Here is a 21981-nt window from a genome sequence, read left to right as displayed (position 1 = left end):
CCCAACCACAGAAAGTGCTTGCCAGCAAGCGCCATCCTTGACTAATCAATCTTCTCGTTGAGCAATCAAGAAAATGGGACGGCGGTGTCAGGCGTGCAATTTCCGCAGACGGCAAACTTCACGGGGATCTTCGCCCCTTCCGGTATCGAGGCTGACGTTCCCCGGCTGGAGGTGATCGGCGGTGCCGTGCCGATGGATCTGGCAGGCGCCTTCTTCCGCGTGGCGCCCGATCCGCAGTTTCCGCCGCTGGCCGGGGACGACATCTGGTTCAACGGCGATGGCATGGTGAGCCGCTTCGGCTTTGGCGGCGGTACGGTTTCGCTGAAGCAGCGCTGGGTCCGCACGCGCAAGTTCGTGGCCGAACGCGAGGCGGGCAAGGCGCTGTTCGGCGCCTATCGCAATCCGTTGACCGACGATCCCGCCGTGGCAGGCATGGTGCGCAGCACGGCCAACACCAACGTGATCGTCCACGCGGGCAAGCTGCTGGCGCTGAAGGAAGACAGCCCGCCCGTGTGGATGGACCCGGAAACGCTGGAGACGATCGACCCGGCTTACACCTTCGGTGGCCGGATGACCTCGGAAACCTTTACTGCGCACCCCAAGATCGACGCGCAGACCGGTGAGATGCTGGCCTTCGGCTATGCCGCGCGTGGCCTGTGTACGCCGGACATGGCCTATTACGTGATCGATGCGCAGGGCGAGATCGTGCACGAGGCGTGGTTCGAGCTGCCCTATTACTGCATGATGCACGATTTCGCGTTCACGCAGGACTATGTGGTCTTTCACGTGGTGCCGATCGTCGGTTCATGGGAGCGGCTGCACGCCCGGCTGCCGCACTTCGGCTTCGACCGGGGACGCGAAGTTTTCCTCGGCGTGATGCCCCGGCGCGGTCAGGCGGCGGACCTGCGCTGGTTCCGCGCGCCGACCTGCTTCGCCAGCCACGTGATGAACGCGCACAACGTGGGCAGCGTGATCCACTTCGATGTGCCGACGGCCGCCGGCAACATGTTTCCCTTTTTCCCCGACACAGAAGGCGCTCCGTTCGATCCCGCCGCTGCGGCCGCGCGGATGACGCGGTGGACGGTGGACATGGCCGCGAACAGCGACGAGATCCGCATGGCGCCCCTGGCCGATCTGGTGGGGGAATTCCCCCGCATCGACGATCGTTTCGCAGGACTTGCCAACCGGCATGGCTGGCAGCTGGTGCAGGATGCCACGAAGCCCGTGGACCTGCCCGGCATGCGCAGCGCCACGGGCATGATGATGAACACGCTGGCCCATATCGATTGCACCACGGGCGAGACCGATACCTGGTGGGTCGGGCCGACCAGCTCATTGCAGGAACCGGCCTTCATCCCGCGCCCCGGTTCCACCACGGAAGGCGACGGGTACCTTGTCGTGATCGAAAACCGCCTGGCCGAGAACGCATCGCGGTTGTTGCTGTTCGCGGCGCTCGAGCTTGGAGCGGGGCCCATCGCCACGCTGGCCATCCCATTCCGCATCCGCCCGGGCCTGCACGGCAACTGGGCGCCCGCCAGCGCCCTTGCGGCCTGATCCATTCGCAGGGAACGACACATGACGACCAATCCGCAGGCGACCTATCCCCGCCTTGCCATGTACATTGCCGGGCGGTGGATCACCGCAGCCGACCGCACGCACCGCGTGGTCAATCCGGCAACGGGCGAGACACTGGGCGAGCTGCCGCTGGCCAATGCCGGCGATCTGGATGCCGCGCTGCAGTGCGCCGAACGCGGTTTCCGCACCTGGCGTGCGACGCCCGTGGCCGAACGGGCGCGGGTGCTGCAGGATGCCGCCCGCCTGCTGCGCGCGCGGGTGGAGCAGATCGCCACGATCGCCACGCTGGAAGAAGGCAAGACGCTGGCCGAGACGCGGATCGAAACCATGGCCTGTGCGGCTCTGTTCGATTTCTATGCCGAGGAGGCGAAGCGAACCTATGGCCGCGTGCTGGTGCGGCCCGCGGGCACGCGTTCGCTGGTGGTGCATGAACCGGTGGGGCCGGTGGCCGCGTTTGCGCCATGGAACTTCCCGGTACACAATCCGGGACGCAAGCTGGGCGCGCCGATCGCGGCGGGTTGTTCGGTGATCCTGAAGCCCGCAGAGGAAACGCCAGCCTCGGCCATGGCGGTGGTGCAGGCGCTGATCGACGCCGGCTGCCCAGCGGACGTGGTGCAGTTGGTGTTCGGGGTGCCCGACGAAGTTTCACGCCACCTGCTGGCCAGCCCGGTGATCCGCAAGGTAAGCTTCACCGGATCGACCGCAGTGGGCAAGCACCTGCTGCGGCTGGCCGCGGATACGGTAAAGCGCACCACGATGGAACTGGGTGGCCACGCCCCGGTGATCGTGTTTGACGATTGCGACCTGGAACGGACGGTTGAGACGCTGGCGGTTGGCAAGGCGCGAAATGCCGGTCAGGTCTGCGTTTCGCCCACCCGGTTCTATGTGCAGGACGCAATCCACGATCGCTTCGTCGCCGCCTTCGCCAGCCGGTTCGGCAACACACGCATCGGCAACGGGCTGGACGGACAAACCCAGATGGGCCCACTGGCCAACCCGCGCCGGGTGGAGGCGATGGGCGAGATCGTGGCCGATGCACGCCGGCAGGGTGCGCGCATTGCCGGCGGTGGAGATGGCGTGGACGGTCCAGGCAACTACTGGCAGCCGACCATTCTGGCCGACGTGCCAATCACCGCCCGCGTGATGAACGACGAACCGTTCGGCCCGGTGGCGGCGATCGCGCGATTTGGATCGCTGGACGAAGCGGTGGAGCAGGCCAACCGCCTGCCCTTCGGCCTGGCCGCCTTTGCCTTTACCGAGAACGCGCGCCGGGCCAACCTGATCGGCGATGCGATCGAGGCGGGGATGATAGGGATCAACACAACCGGCCTCGCCGCGGCCGATGCACCATTCGGCGGGGTAAAGCAGAGCGGCCATGGCGCGGAGGATGGACCGGAAGGGCTGATGGCCTGCATGGTCACCAAGACGATCCACCAGGTATAGCGTCCGAATTCAATTGGGGTGCGGGAAAAAGCGAGGGAATTCAGGATGTCGGCCAGGATCTTCGACGTGCAGGAGTTCATCGATCGGCAGCGGCTCCGCCCGGTCCATTTCGGGATCCTGATCCTGTGCTTTCTGGTCATGTTCATCGATGGCTTCGACATCTACATGGTCGGCAAGATCGCCCCTGCCATCGCCCGGGATTTTGGCGCTACTCCCGCCGCGATGACCCCGGTGATCGCAATGCAGCAGATCGGCCTTGCGGTGGGTGCATTCCTGATGAGCCCGCTGGGAGACCGGCTGGGCCGCAAGCGCATGCTGCTTATCGCCTTCGCCCTGTTTGGCGTGCTGACCGTCGTCACTGCGTTTTCGACTTCGATACTCGTGCTTGCGGCGCTGCGGGGGGTGACCGGCCTGTTCCTGGCGGCGGTGCTGCCCTATGCGGTGGCGCTGATTTCGGAATTCACGCCGCTGCGCCAGCGGGCGATGTTCCTTTCCGCCGGAATGGCAGGTTACAGCCTTGGCAACGTCGCCGGATCGATGACCGCGCTGCTGGTTCCGGCCTATGGTTGGGAGGCCGGATTCCTGATCGGCGGCGCGATGCCGCTGGCGCTGCTGCCCGCCCTGGCGTTGGCCCTGCCCGAATCCATCGCGTTTCGTGCGGCAAAGGATCCAGCCGACCCTGCAATATCCCGCACGATCCGTCGGCTTGCGCCGGAAACCGCGCTTTCGGGCGATGAACTGTTCAGCGCGCGTGCACTCGATGCCGGAAAGGCGCGCGCCAATCCGCTCGACCTGTTCCGCGAGGGACGGATGGCCACCAGCACGCTGCTGTTTGCCGCCTGTTTCTTTTCCATGGGCACGATCGCGCTGGTGGCGGCGTGGCTGCCCAGCTTCCTCCAGCAGATGGCGGGCGTTTCCATCCAGGCATTTGCCCGGTCGGCGATGATCGGACTGCTTGGCGGAATCGTGGGGATGCTGGCGATGGGCACTCTGCTCGACCGGGGCAGCCGGCACCTGCCGATCCCGCTGTTCTTCCTGGGCTATTCCGCGGCGATCCTGCTGCTGGGCCATGTGCCGTTCGGCAGCGTGTGGTTCACCCCGGCACTGTTCACCATGGCGTTCTTCCAGGGGGGCGGACAGGCGGGCCTGAACATGACCATGGCCCGCGTTTATCCCACCCACATCCGCAGCACGGGGATCGGCTGGGCCGGCGGCGCCGGACGGATCGGCGGGGTGGTGCTGCCGCTGTTCGGCGGCTTCGCCTTGGCGCAAGCCTTCACGCTGAAGCTGACCATGGCGGTGGTGGCCGCCTTCCCCTTCACAGTGGCCGTGCTCGTGATCTTCCTTGGCCGGTCTGCGGCCAAGGCCGCCCCCTCCACCGCCTGACGGCGCAGTTCCGAGGCGCGCACCCAATTTTGTTTGATTAGTCAAAGAATCGTTGACCCAAGCGCGCGGCTGAATTATTCAGTCATCTGATCATTTTTGATCCAACAAGCGCACCGGCCTGGCGAGCCCGGACCGGAGCAAGACACCGGAGGACGATATGAACCCCTGCCGCACTGCCCTGCTTTCCACTACGACCAGAATCGTTGCCTTGGCCCTGACCTCGGCCGTCGCCCTCGGCACCCCAGCCCAGGCGCAATCCGCCGGCCAAGCCGCCAGCGATGCCGCACAGCAGACGGGTGAAATCGTCGTCACCGCCACCAGGCAGGACGAAAAGCTCAGCAAGGTGCCGATCAGCGTCGCCGCCTTCACCACCGAAAGCATGGATCGGCAGGGCGTGCGCAATGTCAACGACATCGCGCGCATCACCCCGGGCCTGAACTTTACCAGCGACACCTTTGGCGCAGGCACCAGCACCAACATTTCGATCCGCGGCATTTCGTCCGGTTCGGGCGCGGCGACCACCGGCATCTATGTGGACGACGTGGCGATCCAGATCCGCTCGAACGCCCAGACCGCATTCGGCACCGCCTTTCCCCGGGTGTTCGACCTCGAACGCGTGGAAGTGCTGCGCGGACCGCAGGGCACGCTGTTCGGCGCAGGTGCGCAAGGTGGCGTGGTGCGCTTCATCACGCCCAAGCCCAGCCTCGACGCCACGTCGATCTATGGCCGCGCCGAACTGGCGACGACCCGCAGCGGCGACCCCAGCTATGAAGCCGGCATTGCGGCAGGCTTTGCCGTTGTGCCCGACAAGATCGGCGTACGCGCCAGCGCCTATTACCGGCGCGACGGTGGCTGGGTGGACCGCAAGCCGTTCAACGTGGCAACGCCCGACAACACCGAATACTACAAGAACGCCAACGATTCCGACACGCTGGCGCTGCGCGGCGCGGTCACCTTCAAGCTTGGCCAGGTGCTGAGCCTGACCCCTTCGCTATACTACCAGCGCATCCGGAACCACGATTCCGGCACCCTGTGGGGCAACCTGACCAACACCGGCAAGGGCCAGTTCGTAAATGGCTATTCGCTGGCCCAGAAGGCGAACGACCGCTTCCTGCTGCCCAGCCTGAACCTTTCGGCCGATCTCGGTTCCGTACTGCTTTCTGCGGTCACCGCCTATTTCGATCGCAAGGGCAGGAGCATTCAGGACTACACCAACCTGAATACAAACTTCATTTTCGACACGCCCTACCCCTTTGTGCCGGGCTGGAAGGCGCCCGGCGTCGCGGCTGCGCGGCAGAAGGTGTTCTCACAGGAAGTGCGCCTTTCCTCCACCGATCGCGAGGCGCCGATCCGCTGGACCGTGGGCGCCTATTACAGCCGCGCCCGCCAGGTCGAAAGCTTCAAGATCGAGGACCAGTTCACCGCCAACATCATCCCGCTTGAAGCCATCTTCGGCATCGGGCTGACCGACGGCCGCTATATCTTCACTTCAGCCAATGACACGGTGGACAAGCAGTGGGCTCTGTTCGCGCAGTTCGACGCGCGGCCCGCGCCAGGCCTCACCGCCACGCTGGGCCTGCGCTACAGCAACACCACTTTCGACTATCGCCGCGATCTTGGCGGGCCGCTGAACTACAGCGGAACCGGGCCTGAAACGGTAACCACCACCGGCATCCAGAAGGCCAAGCCCTTCACCCCCAAGTTCGGCCTCAGCTATGAGATAGACGATCGCAACATGGTCTATGCCTCGGCAGCCAAGGGTTTCCGCGTGGGCGGCGTCAACCCGCCACTGTTCGCCAGCTGCCAGGTGCAGAACTATCCAGCGACGTTCGCGCCTGACACCACCTGGAGCTTCGAGGCCGGATCAAAGAACCGCCTGTTCGGCGGCGCTCTGCAGACCGACGCCAGCGTGTTCCACATCCGCTGGAACAACATCCAGCAGTTCATCCTGGCCGGTTGCGCGGGCAACGGCTTCCGCGACAACATTGGCGGGGCGCGCAGCCAGGGCTTCGACCTGCAATTCACCATCCGCGCCAGCCAGGCGCTGCAGTTGAGCGGTTCGGTCGGCTATGTCGACGCAAAGTACACCAAGACCGTGATCTCCGACGGCGTCACCTTTGCCCGCAGCGGGGACTCGCTGCCCGGCTCGCCATGGCAGTTCGCCGGCAACCTGGATTACACCGCGGGCCTGAGCGATCGTGCCAAGGGATACTTCCACGCCGACGTGCGCTACAACAGCCACAACAACGGCAAGCTCGCATCGTATGACGATCCGACGGCATCGGGCTATGATCCCAACCTGCAGTTCGATCCGGCAATAACCGAAGTGAACACACGCCTTGGCATCCGCACTGGCGGGGTCGATGCCTCGATCTTCGTCAACAACCTGTTCGACACCGCCCCCCTGCTGGGCAAGTCTCACGATACCCAGACATCGCCCTTGTTCTACTACAGCACTGTGCGGCCGCGCACGGTGGGGGTAACGGTATCGTTCCGCAACTGAACCCCGGCACGGTCTGCGCGGGCGAGGGTGGAGACGCAATTCAGTGAACGAACCGGAACCAGCCTCGCCCGATCCGACTTCGATGGAAGCGCTCTACCGGCGTCCGGGCTTCATGATCCGGCGCGCGCACCAGATCGTGCTGGCCCTGTTTGACGAGGCGGCGGGTGAGCTTGGCATCACCACCACCCAATACAGCGTGCTGCACGCGCTGCGCGCCCGCCCGGGCATAGACCAGACCGCACTGTGCGAACTGATCGGCATCGATCGGTCCACCGCCACTGTGGTGCTGCGCCTGCTGGAACGGAACGGCCTTGTCGTCCGCATCCAGAGCGAGCGCGATCGCCGGTGCAACCAGCTGGGCCTGACCCCCGCGGGTGAGGCGCTGCTGGCGAGAACGCCCCCCCTCACCTCGGCCATCTCCGGCCGCATGCGCGAGGTGATGAGCGCGGATGAGCTCGAGCAGCTGACCGGGCTGCTCGGCAAGTTCGTCGGCGCCTTCAACGACCGTGTCCGTATTCCGCTGCGCCCTGATGCCGGTGCGCGCAGGCCACCCGACCAGCGATGAAAGATTGACCGCAATGCCCCTGCCCCATGAAGCTCCCGTGATCATCGTCGGCGCCGGCCCCGTCGGCCTGTGCCTTGCGCTGGATCTCGCCTGGCGCGGTGTTCCCAGCGTGGTGCTGGAACGCAGCCCTGCCGGCGCCAACGAAACGGTGCGCTGCAACCACGTCTCTTCGCGCACGATGGAAACCTTCCGCCGTCTCGGCTTCGCATCGCAGGTCCGCGCTGTCGGCCTGCCCGACGACTACCCCAACGATGTGGCCGTGCGTACCCGCGCCACTGGCCGTGTGCTCACCCGCATTCCCATCCCCTGCCGGCGCGATCGCTTCACCGTTACTGACGTGCCCGATGGCTGGTGGCCCACGCCCGAGCCACCACACCGGGTGAACCAGATCTTCTTTGAACCGATCCTTCTGGAACGCGCGGTCGTCAATCCGCTGATCACTCTGCGCAACGATGTGGAGGTCAGCGGCTTTCGCGAGAGCGATGATGGCGTCATCTGCGAAGCCACCTGCCTGCGCACCGGGGAACGCCTGGCCTATAATGGCCAATACCTTGTCGGCTGCGATGGCGGCGGCTCCACCGTGCGCAAGGCGATCGGCGCGGTGCTGGAAGGCGACGCCGTGATCCAGCGGGTGCAATCGACCTATTTCCGCGCGCCCGACCTGCTCGGCAGGATCAGCGGCGATCCAGCGTGGATGAGCTACCTCTACATCGGCGGGCGGGCGGGCAATCTTGTCGCCATCGATGGCAAGGAAACCTGGCTTCTGCACAACTACCTGCTGCCCGAGGAAGGCGGCTTCGAAGATGTGGACCGCGATTACTGGCTGCGCGCCCTGCTGGGCGTGGACGGCAGCTTCGAGTATGACATCATCCGCCAGGAAGACTGGATCGGCCGCCGGCTGGTGGCGAACAGGCTCCGCTCCGGTCGCACCTTCATCTGCGGCGATGCAGCGCATCTGTGGGTGCCTTATGCCGGCTATGGCATGAATGCGGGCATTGCCGACGCCATGAACCTCTCCTGGCTGCTGGCAGCAACCGTCAACGGCTGGGCCAGCCCGGCGATCCTCGATGCCTATGAAGCCGAGCGCCACCCGATCACCGAGCAGGTATCGCGCTATGCCATGAGCCATGCGCAAAAGGCGATTGCCGAACGGCTAGGCATTCCGGCCGAAATCGACGACGATGGGCCTGAGGCAGACGCGGTGCGCCACCGGATCGGTGAGGAGGCCTATGCCCTGCACGTGCAGCAGTTCGCCTGCGCCGGGCTGAACTTCGGGTACTTCTACCCGCACTCGCCGATCATCGCCTATGACGCCGAACAGGCCCCTGCCTACACGATGTACGATTACACGCCATCAACCGTGCCGGGATGCCGTACGCCCCATTTCCGCCTGGCCGATGGCGCGTCGCTCTATGATCGCATGGGGCCTGGATACACCCTGCTGGTATTCCAGTCCGAAACCCGGATCGCTCCGCTGGTGGGCGCGGCGCTGCAGGCAGGCATGCCGCTCACCGTGCTCGATCTTTCGGGCGAGCAGCGGCCCGAGGCCTATCGCCACGACCTGCTGCTCAGCCGGCCCGATGGCCATGTCGCCTGGCGCGGGGATACCCTGCCCGATGATGTCTCCTCGCTGGTCGCGCGCCTGTGCGGCCATGCCCAGCCGGCCCTGGCCGACGCCATCTGACCAAGGCGCCACTGCGAAAGGATTCCGTGATGACCAAGCTTGACCGGCGCGATGCGATCAAGGCGCTTGCCGCGCCGCTTCTGCTGGGGCCGTTGGCTGGCACGTTGAAAGCGGCCACGCCGGGCACCGGGGATACGGTGACGGCGCGCACCAGGTCAGGACTCGTGATCGGCCGCAGCACCGGATCCGCCATTGCGTTCAAGGGCATACCCTATGGCGGGCCGACCGGCGGCGCGAACCGCTTCATGCCGCCAACCCCGCCCGTGCCATGGCGAGAGCCGCTGCATGCGCTGCATGATGGCCCTGCATCGCCTCAATCGAACCCGGATCGTCCGCGCCCCGGCGCAGGGCCGGAAAGCGAAGACTGCCTGACGCTCAACGTCTGGACCCCGGCGCTGCGCGATGGTCGCAAGCGGCCGGTGATGGTCTGGCTCCACGGCGGTGGCCTTTGGCGCCTCTCGGCTGCCGGCGCCTATCAGGACGGCACCAATCTCGCCGCTCACGGTGATGTGGTCATGGTCAGCCCCAACCACCGGCTGGGTGTCCTAGGTTTCGCCTGGCTGCAGGATAAGGATTCCCGCTTCACCGGCTCGGCCAGCGCCGGGATGCTCGATCTGGTGCAGGCTCTGCAATGGGTGCGCGACCATGCCGAGGAGTTCGGCGGTGACCCGGACAACGTCACCATCCTGGGCCAGTCCGGCGGCGGGCAGAAGGTTTCGCTGCTGATGGCCATGCCTGCGGCACACGGCCTGTTTCACAAGGCGATCATCCAGAGCGGCCCTGCCCCGCTCGCGCTGGAACCCGCATATGCCAGCAAGCTGAGCGGCCGCCTGCTCGACCTGCTGGGCATCGACAAGGCCAGCACCGCCGATATCCAGAAGGTGCCGCTGGAGTCGATCATGCGCGCCTACTACCGCATCTTTGACGAGATCGGCGGTTTCGGCGTGATGGGCGTGATCCAGGATTTCGCGCCCGTGGTCGATGGCGTCACGCTGCCGCAGCACCCGTTCTGGAACGGCGCTTCCCCGCTATCGCGCCATATCCCGCTGATGATCGGCTCCACCCGCACCGAAATGACCGAGTATTTCCTCGATGCGCACCCGGCCGCGCCGCAGCGCAGTGCCGAACAGGTGGTGCACGATCTTGTGCCGATCTTCGGAGATGACGCGGCCGGCATCGTCATGCACTATCGCGCCGCACACCCTGGCGCCGGCCTTTGGGAAGTCGATGCCCTGATCCGCTCGGACTGGCCGACCCGCTTGTTCACCCGCCGCATCGCCGATGCACAGGCGCGGCTTGGCGGCGCGCCTGTGTTCACTTATCGGATGGACTGGGCAACAGGCGCGCGTGGCGGCCTGCTGATGTCGCCCCACGCCATCGACATCGCCTTTGCGCTGGATACCGTAGGCGCTGATCCGGTCGAGCCGGGGGAGCTGGACGCCCAGAACCGCATGCAGCGCCAGATGGGCGGGGCCTGGCTGGCCTTCGCCCGCACCGGCAATCCGCAGCATCGCGGCATTCCCGCCTGGCCCGCCTATGACCGCGCGCGGCCGACAATGCTGTTCAACCTTGAAAGCAAGTTCGCGCTCGCGCCCGACGGTGCCGATCTCGATCTGCTCGAAGCCGGCCTGCCGCGCTATCGCGTGGTCGCCGGTGGTGTTGGTGAAGCCAAATGATCCCTTTCACGGAATCTCCTGCAGGCGGTGGGCAAGCTTGCCCAGAATGCGATCGAGCGCCTCGCGCTCCTCGGCATCCAGATCAGCCATGACTTCCTCGTGAAAGGCGCCGCGCATTTCCAGCACGCGCCGGTAAAGCTGCACGCCGGCTTTGGTCAGGAACATGATCGGCGCGCGCCGGTCCTGCGGGTTGTCCAGCCGGGACGCCAATCCGCGTGCCTCCAGTGAGGCGACCGCCCGGCTGACTTCGGCGCGATCGGCCCATGCCGCCTCGGCGATCTGCCGAACTGTGGCGCCGCCTACGGTGCACCCCAGCCGGGAAAGAACCCGCCATTCGGGGTAGGTGCAGTTCGCTCGCTCTGCCAGCTGGCGCAGTGTCTTGCGATCCATCAGCTTGCACAGCAGGTTCAGCCGGAAGGTCGGGTAATCCAGCCCGGGCATGACCCAGCCGTTCAGGTCCCGCGCACCGCCCGCAGCCGCAGGCATACGCACGGGCTCGGGATGCTTCTTCGTCGCCAAACCACCGCTCCCAACTCCAGTCACCGCAACCATAGTCATCGACGGTGATGGCGTCCACTTGCCGTAGAGATCACCGCCCCAAATTCATTGATGGATCACCGTATCGCAGCCGGCATGGGTCAGCGCCGCGCCGGCCGCCATGCCGAGACGGCGCGGAAGAAGGTTTCGCTTTCCTGCGAGGCCGCCTCGTTGCCCAAAGGGAAATAGCTGAGCTTCACCACCACGGTGCGGGTGTCGGGATCGACATAGATGAACTGCCCCTGCAGCCCGATCGCCATGTACGCGTTCGAATTGGTCAGGGTCCACCACTGGTACTGATACCCTTGCTCGCTTTCGGCATCGGCCGGTTCCGGCCCGGTCGGCACCGTCGATTCCCGCACCCATGCGGCAGGGATGATCTGGCGGCCGTTCGCCTTGCCTTCGTGCAGCATCATCTGCCCGATCCGGCCAAAATCGCGCAGCACCGCGTTGTAGCCCATTCCGTTCGTCGCGCGACCCACGCCGGGAGGTCCATCGGTGATGAAAAATCCGTCGGCCTCTGCACCCAGCGGCTGCCACAGGCGCCGGCTCATGTAGTCCTGCAGCGGTTGCCGCGTCGCCTTCTCCAGCACCCAGCCCAGGACGGTGGTGTTCAGCGTGGAGTAGTTGAACCTCGTCCCAGGTGCCTCGCGGCGCTTCACGGTCAGCGCCTCGTCGGTGGCGCGGCGGGTGTTCTGGACCATCGTCGCCTCGCGCAGGCGCGTCATCTCGCTGTTGGGATCGGGGTCGTATCGGTCACTGCGCGCGATGCCGCTGCGCATCAGCAGCGTGTCCTTGATGGTCACGCCGTCATAGGCCGTGCCCTTCAGCTCGGGCACATAGGTGACCACCGGGTCGTCGACCGACTTGATGAAGCCATCCTGCACTGCCGCGCCGATCAGGATCGAGGTGATCGACTTGGCCATGGACATCGACAGGAAATGGGTCTTCGGCCCGGTTAGGTTGCGATACTTTTCATAGACGATGCGGTCGTCCTTGATGATCAGCAGCGCGTTGGTGAAGGTGCGCTCCAGGAAGTCGTCGGCGCGAACGGTCTCCCCCTTGAAGCTGTAGGTGAAATCCAGCCGCGCCTCGGCCCGCGCCATCGCCTTGGCGGTTCCGCGTGTGTGGACCGGCACCGTGTAGAAGATGTCGTCCATGTTGTGGAAAGTCAGCATGTTGATCCGCGGGTCCGCAAAGAAGATGCGGCGCAGTTCCTGCATCGCCCGCGAAGGCGCCTCGTCGGCAGCCGTTGCCCCCGCCACAGGGGCCAGCATCATGCCGAGGCCCGCAGCCCCGGCAAGCAACGAACGTATACGAAACATGGATCGTCCTCTCTTTTTCGGCCCGGTGGGCCGGTGCCCTCGCTTCAGGCGGCGAGGGTCTGGTTTGCCGATCAGGCTGGAATGCTCAGCTGCATTCGAAGCTTTCGGCGCTCTTGGGGTCACCCCCGCGATAGCGCGCCACCTTGGGCCATGGGCACAACGGCCGGCTTATACCGGGCAGTTCCTTGCCCGTGGCGATGATCCGGTCTGGCGCGCGGCCCTCCTCAACCCAATCCTGGATAGCGCTCAGAGGGTCGAATTCGTCGGTCGCCTTGCCGCCGCCACAGTGCATCATCCCCGGCACCAGGAACAGCCGCGCCCAATCCTGCGTCCTGCCGCCGGTGTCCTTCGCCAGCCTGTCGTACCACCCGGTCAGTTCGAAGGTGGACAGGGCATAGTCGCTCGTACCGTGATAGATGATCAGCTTGCCATGCGGGGCAAAGCTGTTGAGCATCGTCCCTTCGGCATCTACCAGTTCGCGCGCGCTCTCCAAGCTCTTGAACACACCGGGAAAGTGCACGTCCCGCGCATCCAGCGTGGGATTGGGCGGCGTGCTGGCGAAATAGCGCATCGTGTCCATGAACAGTGATGGCGCGGCAGGATCGGCCTGCTTCACGCCATCCCAGCCCGGCGGCGTTGAGTCATAGGGCAGCCGCGCGTAGTACGGCTTGCCCTGCGGATCGAGCGGGCCGGTCATCAGCCGCTTCAGCGTGACCACCTGGGGGGCCGCAAGGCAGGATGCAGTCTTTGCGCCCTTGCATTGCAGGACCACGGGATCGAACCGGCAGGCGGCAACGTCCTGGATCAGGCCGTCCGCCAGGCCGTCCAGCCTGTCACATTGCTTCACCGCCCCCTTGGCCACCAGATCCATGTCGCCTTGCGAAAACGCGCCGACGCCCGGCTTCGAGATCCTGGTGAGCTGTGCTGTCGCCCAGGAAAAGCGGGGGGCGATCCTGATCAGGTTGAAGGCGGCGTTGCCAGCCACCACTCCATCGAAATAGCTGGGGAATTTCTGTGTCACCAGCATGGCCTGCCGCCCGCCGTTGGAGCAGCCGACGAAATAGGAATGTGCGGCCGGCTTGCCATAATAGGCGGCGACGATGCGCTTGGCGGCAATCGCCACGCGATCCAGCGCGACATAGCCATAATCGATGCGCGCCTGCTGATCGACTGCCCAGGTTCCGTCCGCCGAATTGTTGCCGGGGCTCACATGCCCGCCGTTCGATCGCACCACGGCATAGCCGCGTTCGAGCGCACTTGGAGATAGCCGGCCGAACAGCGTGCCGTGTGCAGGCCAGTCCACGCCGTCCATGTTTCCGCCCCCTTCAAACAGGAAGCGCCCGTTCCAGGCAGCCGGCATCCGCAGTTCGAACCGCGTTTCGTAAATGCGCCCGCCAACGCCCTTCCGCTCGCCGAAACTGCCGCGCAGCAGGCAGTGCGCCGGCATCCGCAGCCCCTCGTTCTCGCCATAGAACGAAGGCGCCACGCCTGCGGCAACGTCATGCGCTTCCAGCACGCGCAGATCGCCATCGCCCATCTGCTGCAGTCTTTCGCAAACGCCCTGCCCCGGTCCCTGCACGTCCTCGGACCGCACGGGCACCGCAGTCAGACCAGCCGCCACTACGGCGGAAGCGGCAAGCAAGGATGCAACAGGCGCAATCATTCGGCAATTTGCACGCATCGGCGAGCTCCGTCTAAGCGACGTTCGCAGAGCACCAAATTTTCATTGCGTCGTCAAGGATATTCGAATTCGCAGCTCAGGTCAGCCCCGGGGCGGGGCGGCGGGCATAGAGGCCGAAGAGCGCGATCACGGCATAGCAGGCGGCGGGCAGCGCGAGGGCCAGCGCCAGCTTTCCGGTGACATCGGCAATGCCGCCGGTTAGCAGCGGGACCACTGCGCCGCCGAAGATGGCGATGTTGATCAGGCCCGAACCATCGGCCGCGCGGCGGCCCAGCCCTTCGCAGGCGAGGGTGAAGATCGTGGGGAACATGATCGAGTTGGCGAGGCCGACGAGCAGCAGGCTCCAGGCCGAAAGCGCGCCGGTGGTGGAGACCGAGACCGCGATCAGCGCAATGGCGGCGAGCGCATTAACGGTGAGCACCTTGCCCGGATTGACGCGGGTGAGCACGAACGAGCCGATGAAACGGCCGACCAGCGCGCCGCCCCAGTAATAGGGGATGTAACCCCCGGCGGCCTCTGCGCCGATGCCGAGCACGTCCTTTTGCTGAAGATAGTTCACGATCAGCGAGCCGATGGCGACTTCGGCACCGACATAGAGAAAGATGCAGGCCGCGCCGAAGCTGAGCCGCGGGCGGCGCAGCAGCTCGAGGCTGGCGGTAAGCGAGGTGGCTTCGTGGCGTTCGCCTTTCAGCCGGTTGCGGTTCATCCAGACCACGCCCGCAACCACTGCGAGCGCGATGGCGAGGCCGATGTAGGTGCGCACCACGGTCTGCGTTTCAGCCACGCGATAGGCATCGAGTGCAGGGCCGGAAAGCTCGGCCGCAGTCACGGTGGCAAGGCTGCCGAGGATGATCGTGGCACCCACTTTGGGAAATACCACGGTGCCGAGCGAATTGAACGCCTGCGCGAAGGTGAGGCGGCTGGACGCGGTGGCGGGCTTGCCGAGCAGCGAGATCAGCGGGTTGGTGACGACCTGGACCACCACCACGCCGCTCGCCAGCACGAACAGTGCGGCGAGGAACAGCGGATAGGCTGCCGCCTGCGACGCGGGGATGAACAGCAGGCATCCGATCATCATCGCAAGCAGGCCGCAGACCGCGCCGCGCATGTAGCCGACCTTTTTCACCAGCGCCGCGCCCGGAATGCCGACGAGCAGGTAGGCGGTGAAGAAACAGAACTGCACCAGCATGGCCTGGGTGTAGTTCAGCGTGAACAGTTCCTTCAGCTTGGGGATGATCACGTCGTTGAGCGAGGTGATGCCGCCGAAGATGAAGAACAGCGCCATGACGAAGAAGCGCAGCTCGGGCGCGTCGATATGCGCGCCGTCATCCTCCAGCGGAATGGAATCGCTGCTGCGAGACGATGAGGGGATGACGGCCACGCGCGAACTCTCCTGAAATTATCTTGTCAGCGCTTGGCTTTGGCCACGCGCTCGGCGAAGTCCACGCGAATACGTATGGGGTCTTCAACGTGGGCAGCGCCCTTGGCGTCGATCACCTGAACAGTGGTGTCGTCAGCCGTGGCCTGAGCCCAGGCCGGCACCCCGGCTTCGCCATCGGGGCGGCCGGTGCGCGCAAAATTGACCCAGTAGCGATGGGTGAGCTTCGCCACGGCGGCCTCTTTGGCAAGGGGGCGCGGATCCTTGATCATGCCGCCGACGGTGCCGCGCGTTTCGACGGTATCGAAGACATAGGGAATTTCGCTGGCATGCGGGGCACCGCCCATGGCCGCAAATTCCGGCCGGGCATAGGCGAAGCGATAGAGGAACGTGGCCTGGCGGGGTGCGAGTGCACGGGCAATGACGCGCGCCGGCTCGATAAACGTCATGTCTGCCGACGTGGCGACGGCGACGGCGAGGCCCTGCCCCTTGCCATCGGGATCGTAGACCTTGCGTGCCTCGGCCTCCAACGTGCCATAGGGGGCAAAGACCGCGTCCTTGTCGATCGTCCGGGGGAAGCCATCGGCCGAATTGGCGCCGACGATCACCGGGACGTTTGCATAGAGGCCCGCGGATGCACCATCCACGCCCGAGCCGACAAGAGTGCGGCCATCCAGCATGGGACCGGCATAGCCCGGCTGTTCCATCGTCATCATCGACAGGTCGCCGGTGACCCTTTCGGCAGGCAGCGCACGCAGCGCGGCGGCATCAAGGCCGGGCGCGAAGGCGACGCCCGCAGCCGCAGCCTGTGCCATGGTGGGTGTCGGCAGGGATCGATCGCGCCCTGCCCCGCTTTCGATGATGACCTTGTGAAACAGGCCGCGCGCAAGCGGTGACTGCAGCAGCATATGCATCGACATGCCGCCTGCGCTTTCACCGAACACGGTGACGTTGCCGGGATCACCGCCAAAGGCCGCGACATTGGCCTGGACCCATTTGAGCGCGGCGATCTGGTCGAGGAAACCGAAGTTGCCTCCAAAACCCTCCGTGGCGAGCGCGGGGTGGGCGAAGAAGCCGAAGCGGCCAAGACGATAATTGAGGCTGACCAGCACGACGCCATCGCGCGCAAAGTTCACGCCCGAATAGGTCGCGGGAGACGAGCCGCCGTTGACGAACCCGCCCCCATGGACCCAGACCATGACCGGCAGCCTGGCCCCCGCTTCGGCCGATGCTGGCTTCCACACGTTGAGGTAGAGGCAGTCTTCGGCCGGGGTGGTGCGGATGGGCGCGGCATCGGGCGGGAACGGGGCCTGCGCGCAATCGGAGGCGTAGTTCGTGGCGTCTCGCTCTCCCGCCCAGTTGGAGACTGGCTGCGGCGCGCGCCAGCGGTTCTCCCCCACTGGCGGTGCTGCATAGGGAATGCCAAGGAAACTGGAGACGGCACCCGAGGTTGCGCCTCTTACCGTGCCACCGGACACCTGCACCACCTGGGCCTGCGCTGCCGGGGGAGTGAGAGAAGCCGCTACTGCGACGAGCAAGGATAGCTTACTCATTCAATCATTCCTTCTAAAGCTCCAGTGGCGATCCCTACTCCCAGTTCCGGGCTTAGGTCTTATCCATTTTGGCCTACCGCTGATATGTCCCCAATGCCGGACAACGGCCTTGGCAATTGGTACAGTTATACGAGAACATGCATGACGTTGTAGTTCGGTGTGAAGCCCCCGATCATTCACATAAAGAGTACAGTGGGGTCCCGTAGATCCTGCCTTCGATTAACCGAGACAAGAGTGCCAACAGCCTTCCGATGCTCGCTGCATACAGGCCGCTTAAAAGTGTCGCAGAATGGTTTGGGCGAGTGCGACAGTGCACTGGCCTTCATTACCGATCTGGGTGGTGTCAGTGCAGCAGCATCGGCGCAAGTTACCCCCCCATCGCTCACATGGAGAGAATCACTTCACCCTTGCACTTTTCCACGAAGCCGATCGGGTTGATCTCATGGTTAGGCGCACATGATCGGCGCGCTGCTTTGCACACAGCTAGCGGGTTTATCGCGCAAGGTGCCAACTCCCTGGCGGGTTGCAGCGAAGATCATATCTCGGAAACCAAGAGGGCTTTTTTCAAAGAGCTAGAACGAGACACCGGGCAGAGAGGAGAGCATGAACTGTTTCGTTATGCCCCGATTCGGAGGCCGTAAAAACGCAAGATCCAGCGGCTTGAAGGCGTTTCGCGATAGGCCCAGGGCACTTTATGTGAGCCAAGGGGGGCGTTTACGCGAGGCAATGGAGGATTTGCTATTAGACGGCTGAGGATCCCATGAGAACTCGGGGGCAGCCCTTTGCCTCAGAAGGCTATGGGAATATCAGAGGATCTTGGCATATGGCGGCAAGGGCGTTTAGACAAAATAATTGTCTAAAAATAATTCCACCCGCTTCCATCTCATTTAATCGAATCGATATATCGAATATAGAGAAAATAGAGAAAATAAATAGCGTATAATATGGTGTATTTTGTAATGAAAAACTAATCTATGATAGTTTATTAAATATTAAAAAGATAGTTTTTTTGATAAGTTATAAAACTCGTTAATTAAATATCCAAATTTATAATTTTAAATAATAAGTTTCACATTTTCATTAAGATATTTTACAATGCATATCCCAGTTCATGCGGATTTTTTCATGATTGTCTAGCTACGCCCGAAGGAGAAATTGTTGGCGTTGATGCAAATCTTCGTCAGAGCAGAGACTTCGAATCACCTTGTCAAACAGCTAGCGATGTCGCGGTTCACGAAATCATCGATGTGCTTGGCAAGCGTTCGCGCCACGAGCTGTGAGGTGCCGTTGGCCCACCGAGGCCGCAGATCCTCAATCCGCCGCCCCAGGGTCCGCTGAAGGTGGACTGGGAGGCTGGTGAAGAACTCTTCGAGAAATTCGCCCATCTCGCCATGCATCCACTCGCAGGCGAGCACTTCTTGCCCGGCCAGAGCAAGGATCATGGTCGCGCGGGGGTGCGCTCCACAGGCGGCGAGCACAAGTGCCGCTTCGTCGAGACCGATAGGCCGATCGCCACGCGCAAGGCGAAGCAGGGTCTCGCGGTGCATTCCGCATTCACTGGCAATCCTGTGGCGGGGTTTGCCGCCGACATCAATCGCATGGGCGAGCACGCGAGCCAGACTTTCATTGGCCGGCCTGGCAACGGTGGTTGGATGCTGCATGGTTGTCTCCTTGCATCTGCACTGGTTCGAGTCGCAGGCATATCGCGAAGCATCCCATGTAGGAAAATGAAAAGAACATACATGGAACATCTCGTTTAGAGGCGAATCAGTTCCTCTATCCGAGTCGTCGCCAAATCCCGGCTGCCGTGACGGCTTTCATCGACACAAAACGACTGGATTTACGTCGTTATCGTCGATTCTATGCGTTGGGCTGGAAAAGATGCGTCCGCATCCTTCCACCTCCCGACGGTTTTGCCGTTGAACACTTTCCTACGAACATTTCCTAGATGCATGTGGAACACACAGCGAACGCAAGAACGCTGTGACCACCCCTCCAACCGGAGCTTCACATGCAGTCTCTCACCCTCCCCCGGCGCGCCAGCGTCAAGGGTCTCGGCAAGACCCTCAACATTGCCATCCCGGTCGCAATCGCGGCGCTTGCGGCCAGCGCCGCCTATGCCGGCGCTGACACGACCTTCACCCCTGCCCTCACGAAGTTCACCTCTGGCGATTTGCGCAGGAAGTTCCGACATCGATGTCCACTGTTGAAGAAAACGGCCGGAACGGCCTGTCATTTAGAAGCGGGCGCAGGATCAGGCCTGGCCCTTCCGGCTTGCTGCGGGCCAGCTACCTGCCCCATATTCAAGTGGCAGAAGCTAGATATGCTTTGCCAACCGGTTTGCTTGACGCACTTGTCTGGACAGAATCCCGCTATAATCCCCACGCAGTCAGCCCTGCAGGCGCCGCGGGCCTTGGCCAGCTGATGCCCGCAACAGCAAAAGAACTTGGTGTATCCAATCGGTTCGCCCCATTGGCCAACATCACGGGCACCGCCCGGTATCTACGGCAGTTGCTCGACAGATTCGGCATGGTTCACCTCGCACTCGCCGCCTACAACGCCGGCCCAAGAGCGGTAGAAAGCGCAGGCGGCATTCCTCGCAATGGGGAAACGCCGCGCTATGTTCGCAGTGTACTTGATAACTGGATTTTATAGGGAGTTATATTACGCACGGACTCGCTGATCGCAAATAAAACTTAGATTATATATTTTTTATTGAACTTTTCAATTAAATATCTCGCAAAAATTATCATGCAGCAATCTAAAAATGACTCCGTGTCTTTGCTGAATTTGTCAATTACAATCGAGATTGTTTTTAGATGCATATTACCTGAAACACCGAAGTTATTTATAATAAACAATGATTATTCAATCTATTTATTTTGATGATATATTGTCATATTATCAACATATTCCACTTATATTTCGTCGATTTTAGCTCCACTGATTAATTTGACCCATGAGCGATTGTCAAATCACACCTTCTTGGCGATTCCATCAAAACTTCCATATTACTTACTAAACGTTTTATTTTAGAATATCACAAACGAACTGAGAGTATCTGGTAACATTTTGAATTATTACAAAACTTCAATGAGATTTCTGCGCGAATAAGTACCCAGTTTCAATAGGGTGCATTGCCGTGCAGGGCCCCAGAAAGAAGTCTTGCGATCCGAACGCAGGATCGCGCAATCTGCAGAACACCCTGTTGCATTTTCCCGTCAGCCGGCACTGAGTATGCAGTTGCGGCCTTGTTCCTTGGCCACATAGAGAGCCTCGTCCGCCGCCTTCAGCGCATCGCGCGGGTTGGCATAGGCGAAGACGTCGGCCACCCCGCCGGAAAAGGTGATCTGGCCAATGGGCGTATCGGTCACGCGGTTGACGAAGCGGCGCTGCGAGAAGTTCTCGCGTACCGCGTCCAGCTTCTCGCGCGCCTGGGTCTTGCTCAGCCCCCGGAACAGCATCACGAACTCCTCGCCCCCATGGCGCGCCACATGGCACTTGTCGTCGGTGATGCGGGCCAGCGTTTCAGCCACGGCGCGGATCACGCGGTCACCGGTGTCGTGGCCGTGGGTGTCGTTCACCCGCTTGAAGTGATCGATGTCGCAGATCGCCACACACAGCTGGTCAATCTGCTGCTGCGCCTCGCGCAGGTTCTTCTCGAACAGTGCCTCGAATGCGCGACGGTTGGGCAGGCCCGTAAGGTGGTCGATGTCGGCGTCGCGCTGGGCGCGGGCCAGCCGCTCCTTCAGCTCCTCGGCCTCGGCCTGGCGTGCTTCCATCTCCGCCTCAAGCGTGCGGGCACGCTCCAGCATGGCCTGCGCCAGGGTGACGATACGGGTCACGTCGGCCCCCTCGGCCGCCGCGCTCGCCTCGTTCACGTGCGCCGCCAGTTCGGTGTTGTAGCTCGCCGCCGTGTCGCGCGCACTGCGGGTCGTGGCGGTGAAGCCATCGATCGAGGTCTGCAACTGCTCGGTCAGCCGCTTTGCGCTGCCTGCCGGATCCTCGATCGGCGTCTCACCGTCCAGCCAATCCTGCGTCACGCCCTCGCCGCTGGCGATGCGATCAATGATCCTGCGCGCCAGCGTCAGGTCCTCGCCCGAAAACGCCGAGTGCGCCACCAGCAGGTTGCGCGCCGTCACCGCAAGCCGGTTGCCGAGCAGGAACGAGGAGATTTCCTCCATCAGTCGCTCGGCGCTCGAATCCGCAGCCACACGCAGGTGTGACGGACGCACGCTGATGGCTACTTCCCCTTCTCCGGCATCTTCATCGCCTGCGCCAAAGAAGCGCTTCAGGCGTGCCGCGGCACTGGCGTTGGACATGGTTCTTCCCAACCCCTGATTTTTGAGTTCTTCCCGATCCCGCCCAAATGACGCGATTGACCGCTCGCCTCATCAGGAAAGATGGATAATTCTTGGGTATGCATGTCCTGCGTAATCAGTCGTAGCCTCCGTTAAGGAGATGCAATGCGGGCTATCCTCTTCTCGAGGCCAGGTTGTGGAAGAAGCAGGGCCGCAACTTCTTAATTGTCCATGATCAGCTTTGCGCAGATCGCATCGCAAATACTGCTTTGTGTCTTGTAGAAGCTGAATCTGCATGCGATATTTGTTAACGAGGCCTGCTTAGAGCGCCCCGGTGCTGGCCTTGGAATTTGCACCGGATCGGACTGTTATGA

Annotated in this window: 14 protein-coding genes and 1 pseudogene; 8 read left to right on the top strand and 7 right to left on the bottom strand. The window is 63.0% G+C overall.

Going from position 1 to position 21981, the window contains the following annotated elements; genetic code table 11:
• The first annotated feature begins 57 nt into the window (after nt 1-57).
• The 7 genes from POM99_RS10885 (at nt 58) to POM99_RS10855 (ending at nt 10832) form a co-directional block, all read left to right on the top strand.
• Nucleotides 58-1554 carry a carotenoid oxygenase family protein gene (locus POM99_RS10885; protein WP_277277662.1) on the top strand — a complete coding sequence of 499 codons (1497 nt, stop codon included), beginning with the start codon at nt 58-60 and terminating at the stop codon, nt 1552-1554.
• Nucleotides 1555-1575: 21 nt separating this feature from the next.
• Nucleotides 1576-3018 carry an NAD-dependent succinate-semialdehyde dehydrogenase gene (locus POM99_RS10880; protein ID WP_277277661.1) on the top strand — a complete coding sequence of 481 codons (1443 nt, stop codon included), beginning with the start codon at nt 1576-1578 and terminating at the stop codon, nt 3016-3018.
• A 45-nt stretch (nt 3019-3063) separates the two neighbouring features.
• Nucleotides 3064-4404: an MFS transporter gene (locus POM99_RS10875; protein WP_277277659.1), complete on the top strand. Its 1341-nt coding sequence runs from the start codon at nt 3064-3066 to the stop codon at nt 4402-4404.
• Between the two features lie 208 nt (nt 4405-4612).
• On the top strand, nt 4613-6907 hold the full coding sequence (locus tag POM99_RS10870; protein WP_277277657.1) for a TonB-dependent receptor: 2295 nt from the start codon (nt 4613-4615) through the stop codon (nt 6905-6907).
• A gap of 43 nt (nt 6908-6950) precedes the next feature.
• The gene (locus POM99_RS10865; RefSeq protein WP_277277655.1) at nt 6951-7472 is read left to right on the top strand and encodes a MarR family winged helix-turn-helix transcriptional regulator; all 522 of its coding nucleotides are present in this window, start codon (nt 6951-6953) and stop codon (nt 7470-7472) included.
• 13 nt (nt 7473-7485) lie between these two features.
• Nucleotides 7486-9156, top strand: coding sequence for an FAD-dependent oxidoreductase (locus POM99_RS10860; RefSeq protein WP_277277653.1), 1671 nt, complete (start codon nt 7486-7488; stop codon nt 9154-9156).
• 29 nt (nt 9157-9185) lie between these two features.
• Nucleotides 9186-10832, top strand: coding sequence for a carboxylesterase/lipase family protein (locus POM99_RS10855; RefSeq protein ID WP_277277651.1), 1647 nt, complete (start codon nt 9186-9188; stop codon nt 10830-10832).
• 6 nt (nt 10833-10838) lie between these two features.
• Here POM99_RS10855 and POM99_RS10850 read toward each other — a convergent pair whose 3' ends face one another.
• The 6 genes from POM99_RS10850 to POM99_RS10825 all read right to left on the bottom strand — a co-directional run bounded on the left by POM99_RS10850 (nt 10839) and on the right by POM99_RS10825 (nt 18967).
• A complete protein-coding gene (locus POM99_RS10850) occupies nt 10839-11351 on the bottom strand; it encodes a MarR family winged helix-turn-helix transcriptional regulator (RefSeq protein ID WP_277277649.1) in 513 nt (170 codons plus the stop codon).
• A gap of 119 nt (nt 11352-11470) precedes the next feature.
• Entirely contained in the window at nt 11471-12694 is a 1224-nt protein-coding gene (locus POM99_RS10845) for a serine hydrolase domain-containing protein (RefSeq protein WP_277277647.1), read from the bottom strand.
• 85 nt (nt 12695-12779) lie between these two features.
• Nucleotides 12780-14315: a tannase/feruloyl esterase family alpha/beta hydrolase gene (locus POM99_RS10840; protein ID WP_277277645.1), complete on the bottom strand. Its 1536-nt coding sequence runs from the start codon at nt 14313-14315 to the stop codon at nt 12780-12782.
• A 136-nt stretch (nt 14316-14451) separates the two neighbouring features.
• Entirely contained in the window at nt 14452-15756 is a 1305-nt protein-coding gene (locus POM99_RS10835) for a sugar MFS transporter (protein WP_277277644.1), read from the bottom strand.
• 26 nt (nt 15757-15782) lie between these two features.
• Complete coding sequence (locus POM99_RS10830; RefSeq protein ID WP_277277642.1) at nt 15783-17306, bottom strand: carboxylesterase/lipase family protein; 1524 nt, start codon at nt 17304-17306, stop codon at nt 15783-15785.
• A gap of 1199 nt (nt 17307-18505) precedes the next feature.
• Nucleotides 18506-18967, bottom strand: a complete 462-nt coding sequence (locus POM99_RS10825) for a transcriptional regulator (RefSeq protein ID WP_277277640.1) — start codon at nt 18965-18967, stop codon at nt 18506-18508.
• 601 nt (nt 18968-19568) lie between these two features.
• Between POM99_RS10825 and POM99_RS10820 the strand changes: the two are divergent.
• Nucleotides 19569-19961: pseudogene (locus POM99_RS10820) on the top strand (lytic transglycosylase domain-containing protein); the annotation flags it as partial.
• Nucleotides 19962-20527: 566 nt separating this feature from the next.
• Here the strand turns inward: POM99_RS10820 and POM99_RS10815 are convergent.
• Nucleotides 20528-21628 (bottom strand): GGDEF domain-containing protein, encoded by a 1101-nt coding sequence (locus tag POM99_RS10815; RefSeq protein WP_277277638.1) that lies wholly within the window; start codon nt 21626-21628, stop codon nt 20528-20530.
• Between the last annotated feature and the right edge of the window lie 353 nt (nt 21629-21981).

The organism is Novosphingobium cyanobacteriorum, from assembly GCF_029436685.1.
Classification (GTDB): domain Bacteria; phylum Pseudomonadota; class Alphaproteobacteria; order Sphingomonadales; family Sphingomonadaceae; genus Novosphingobium; species Novosphingobium cyanobacteriorum.
Note: the sequence above shows the minus strand (reverse complement) of the source record. Positions and strands in the feature narration are given on the sequence as shown.

Excerpts from the sequence above, each read along its gene's own strand:
- POM99_RS10815 (WP_277277638.1), bottom strand. The coding sequence starts at position 21,628 with ATGTCCAACGCCAGTGCCGCGGCACGCCTGAAGCGCTTCTTTGGCGCA.
- POM99_RS10860 (WP_277277653.1), top strand. The coding sequence starts at position 7,486 with ATGCCCCTGCCCCATGAAGCTCCCGTGATCATCGTCGGCGCCGGCCCC.
- POM99_RS10825 (WP_277277640.1), bottom strand. The coding sequence starts at position 18,967 with ATGCAGCATCCAACCACCGTTGCCAGGCCGGCCAATGAAAGTCTGGCT.
- POM99_RS10830 (WP_277277642.1), bottom strand. The coding sequence starts at position 17,306 with ATGAGTAAGCTATCCTTGCTCGTCGCAGTAGCGGCTTCTCTCACTCCC.
- POM99_RS10845 (WP_277277647.1), bottom strand. The coding sequence starts at position 12,694 with ATGTTTCGTATACGTTCGTTGCTTGCCGGGGCTGCGGGCCTCGGCATG.
- POM99_RS10855 (WP_277277651.1), top strand. The coding sequence starts at position 9,186 with ATGACCAAGCTTGACCGGCGCGATGCGATCAAGGCGCTTGCCGCGCCG.
- POM99_RS10880 (WP_277277661.1), top strand. The coding sequence starts at position 1,576 with ATGACGACCAATCCGCAGGCGACCTATCCCCGCCTTGCCATGTACATT.
- POM99_RS10875 (WP_277277659.1), top strand. The coding sequence starts at position 3,064 with ATGTCGGCCAGGATCTTCGACGTGCAGGAGTTCATCGATCGGCAGCGG.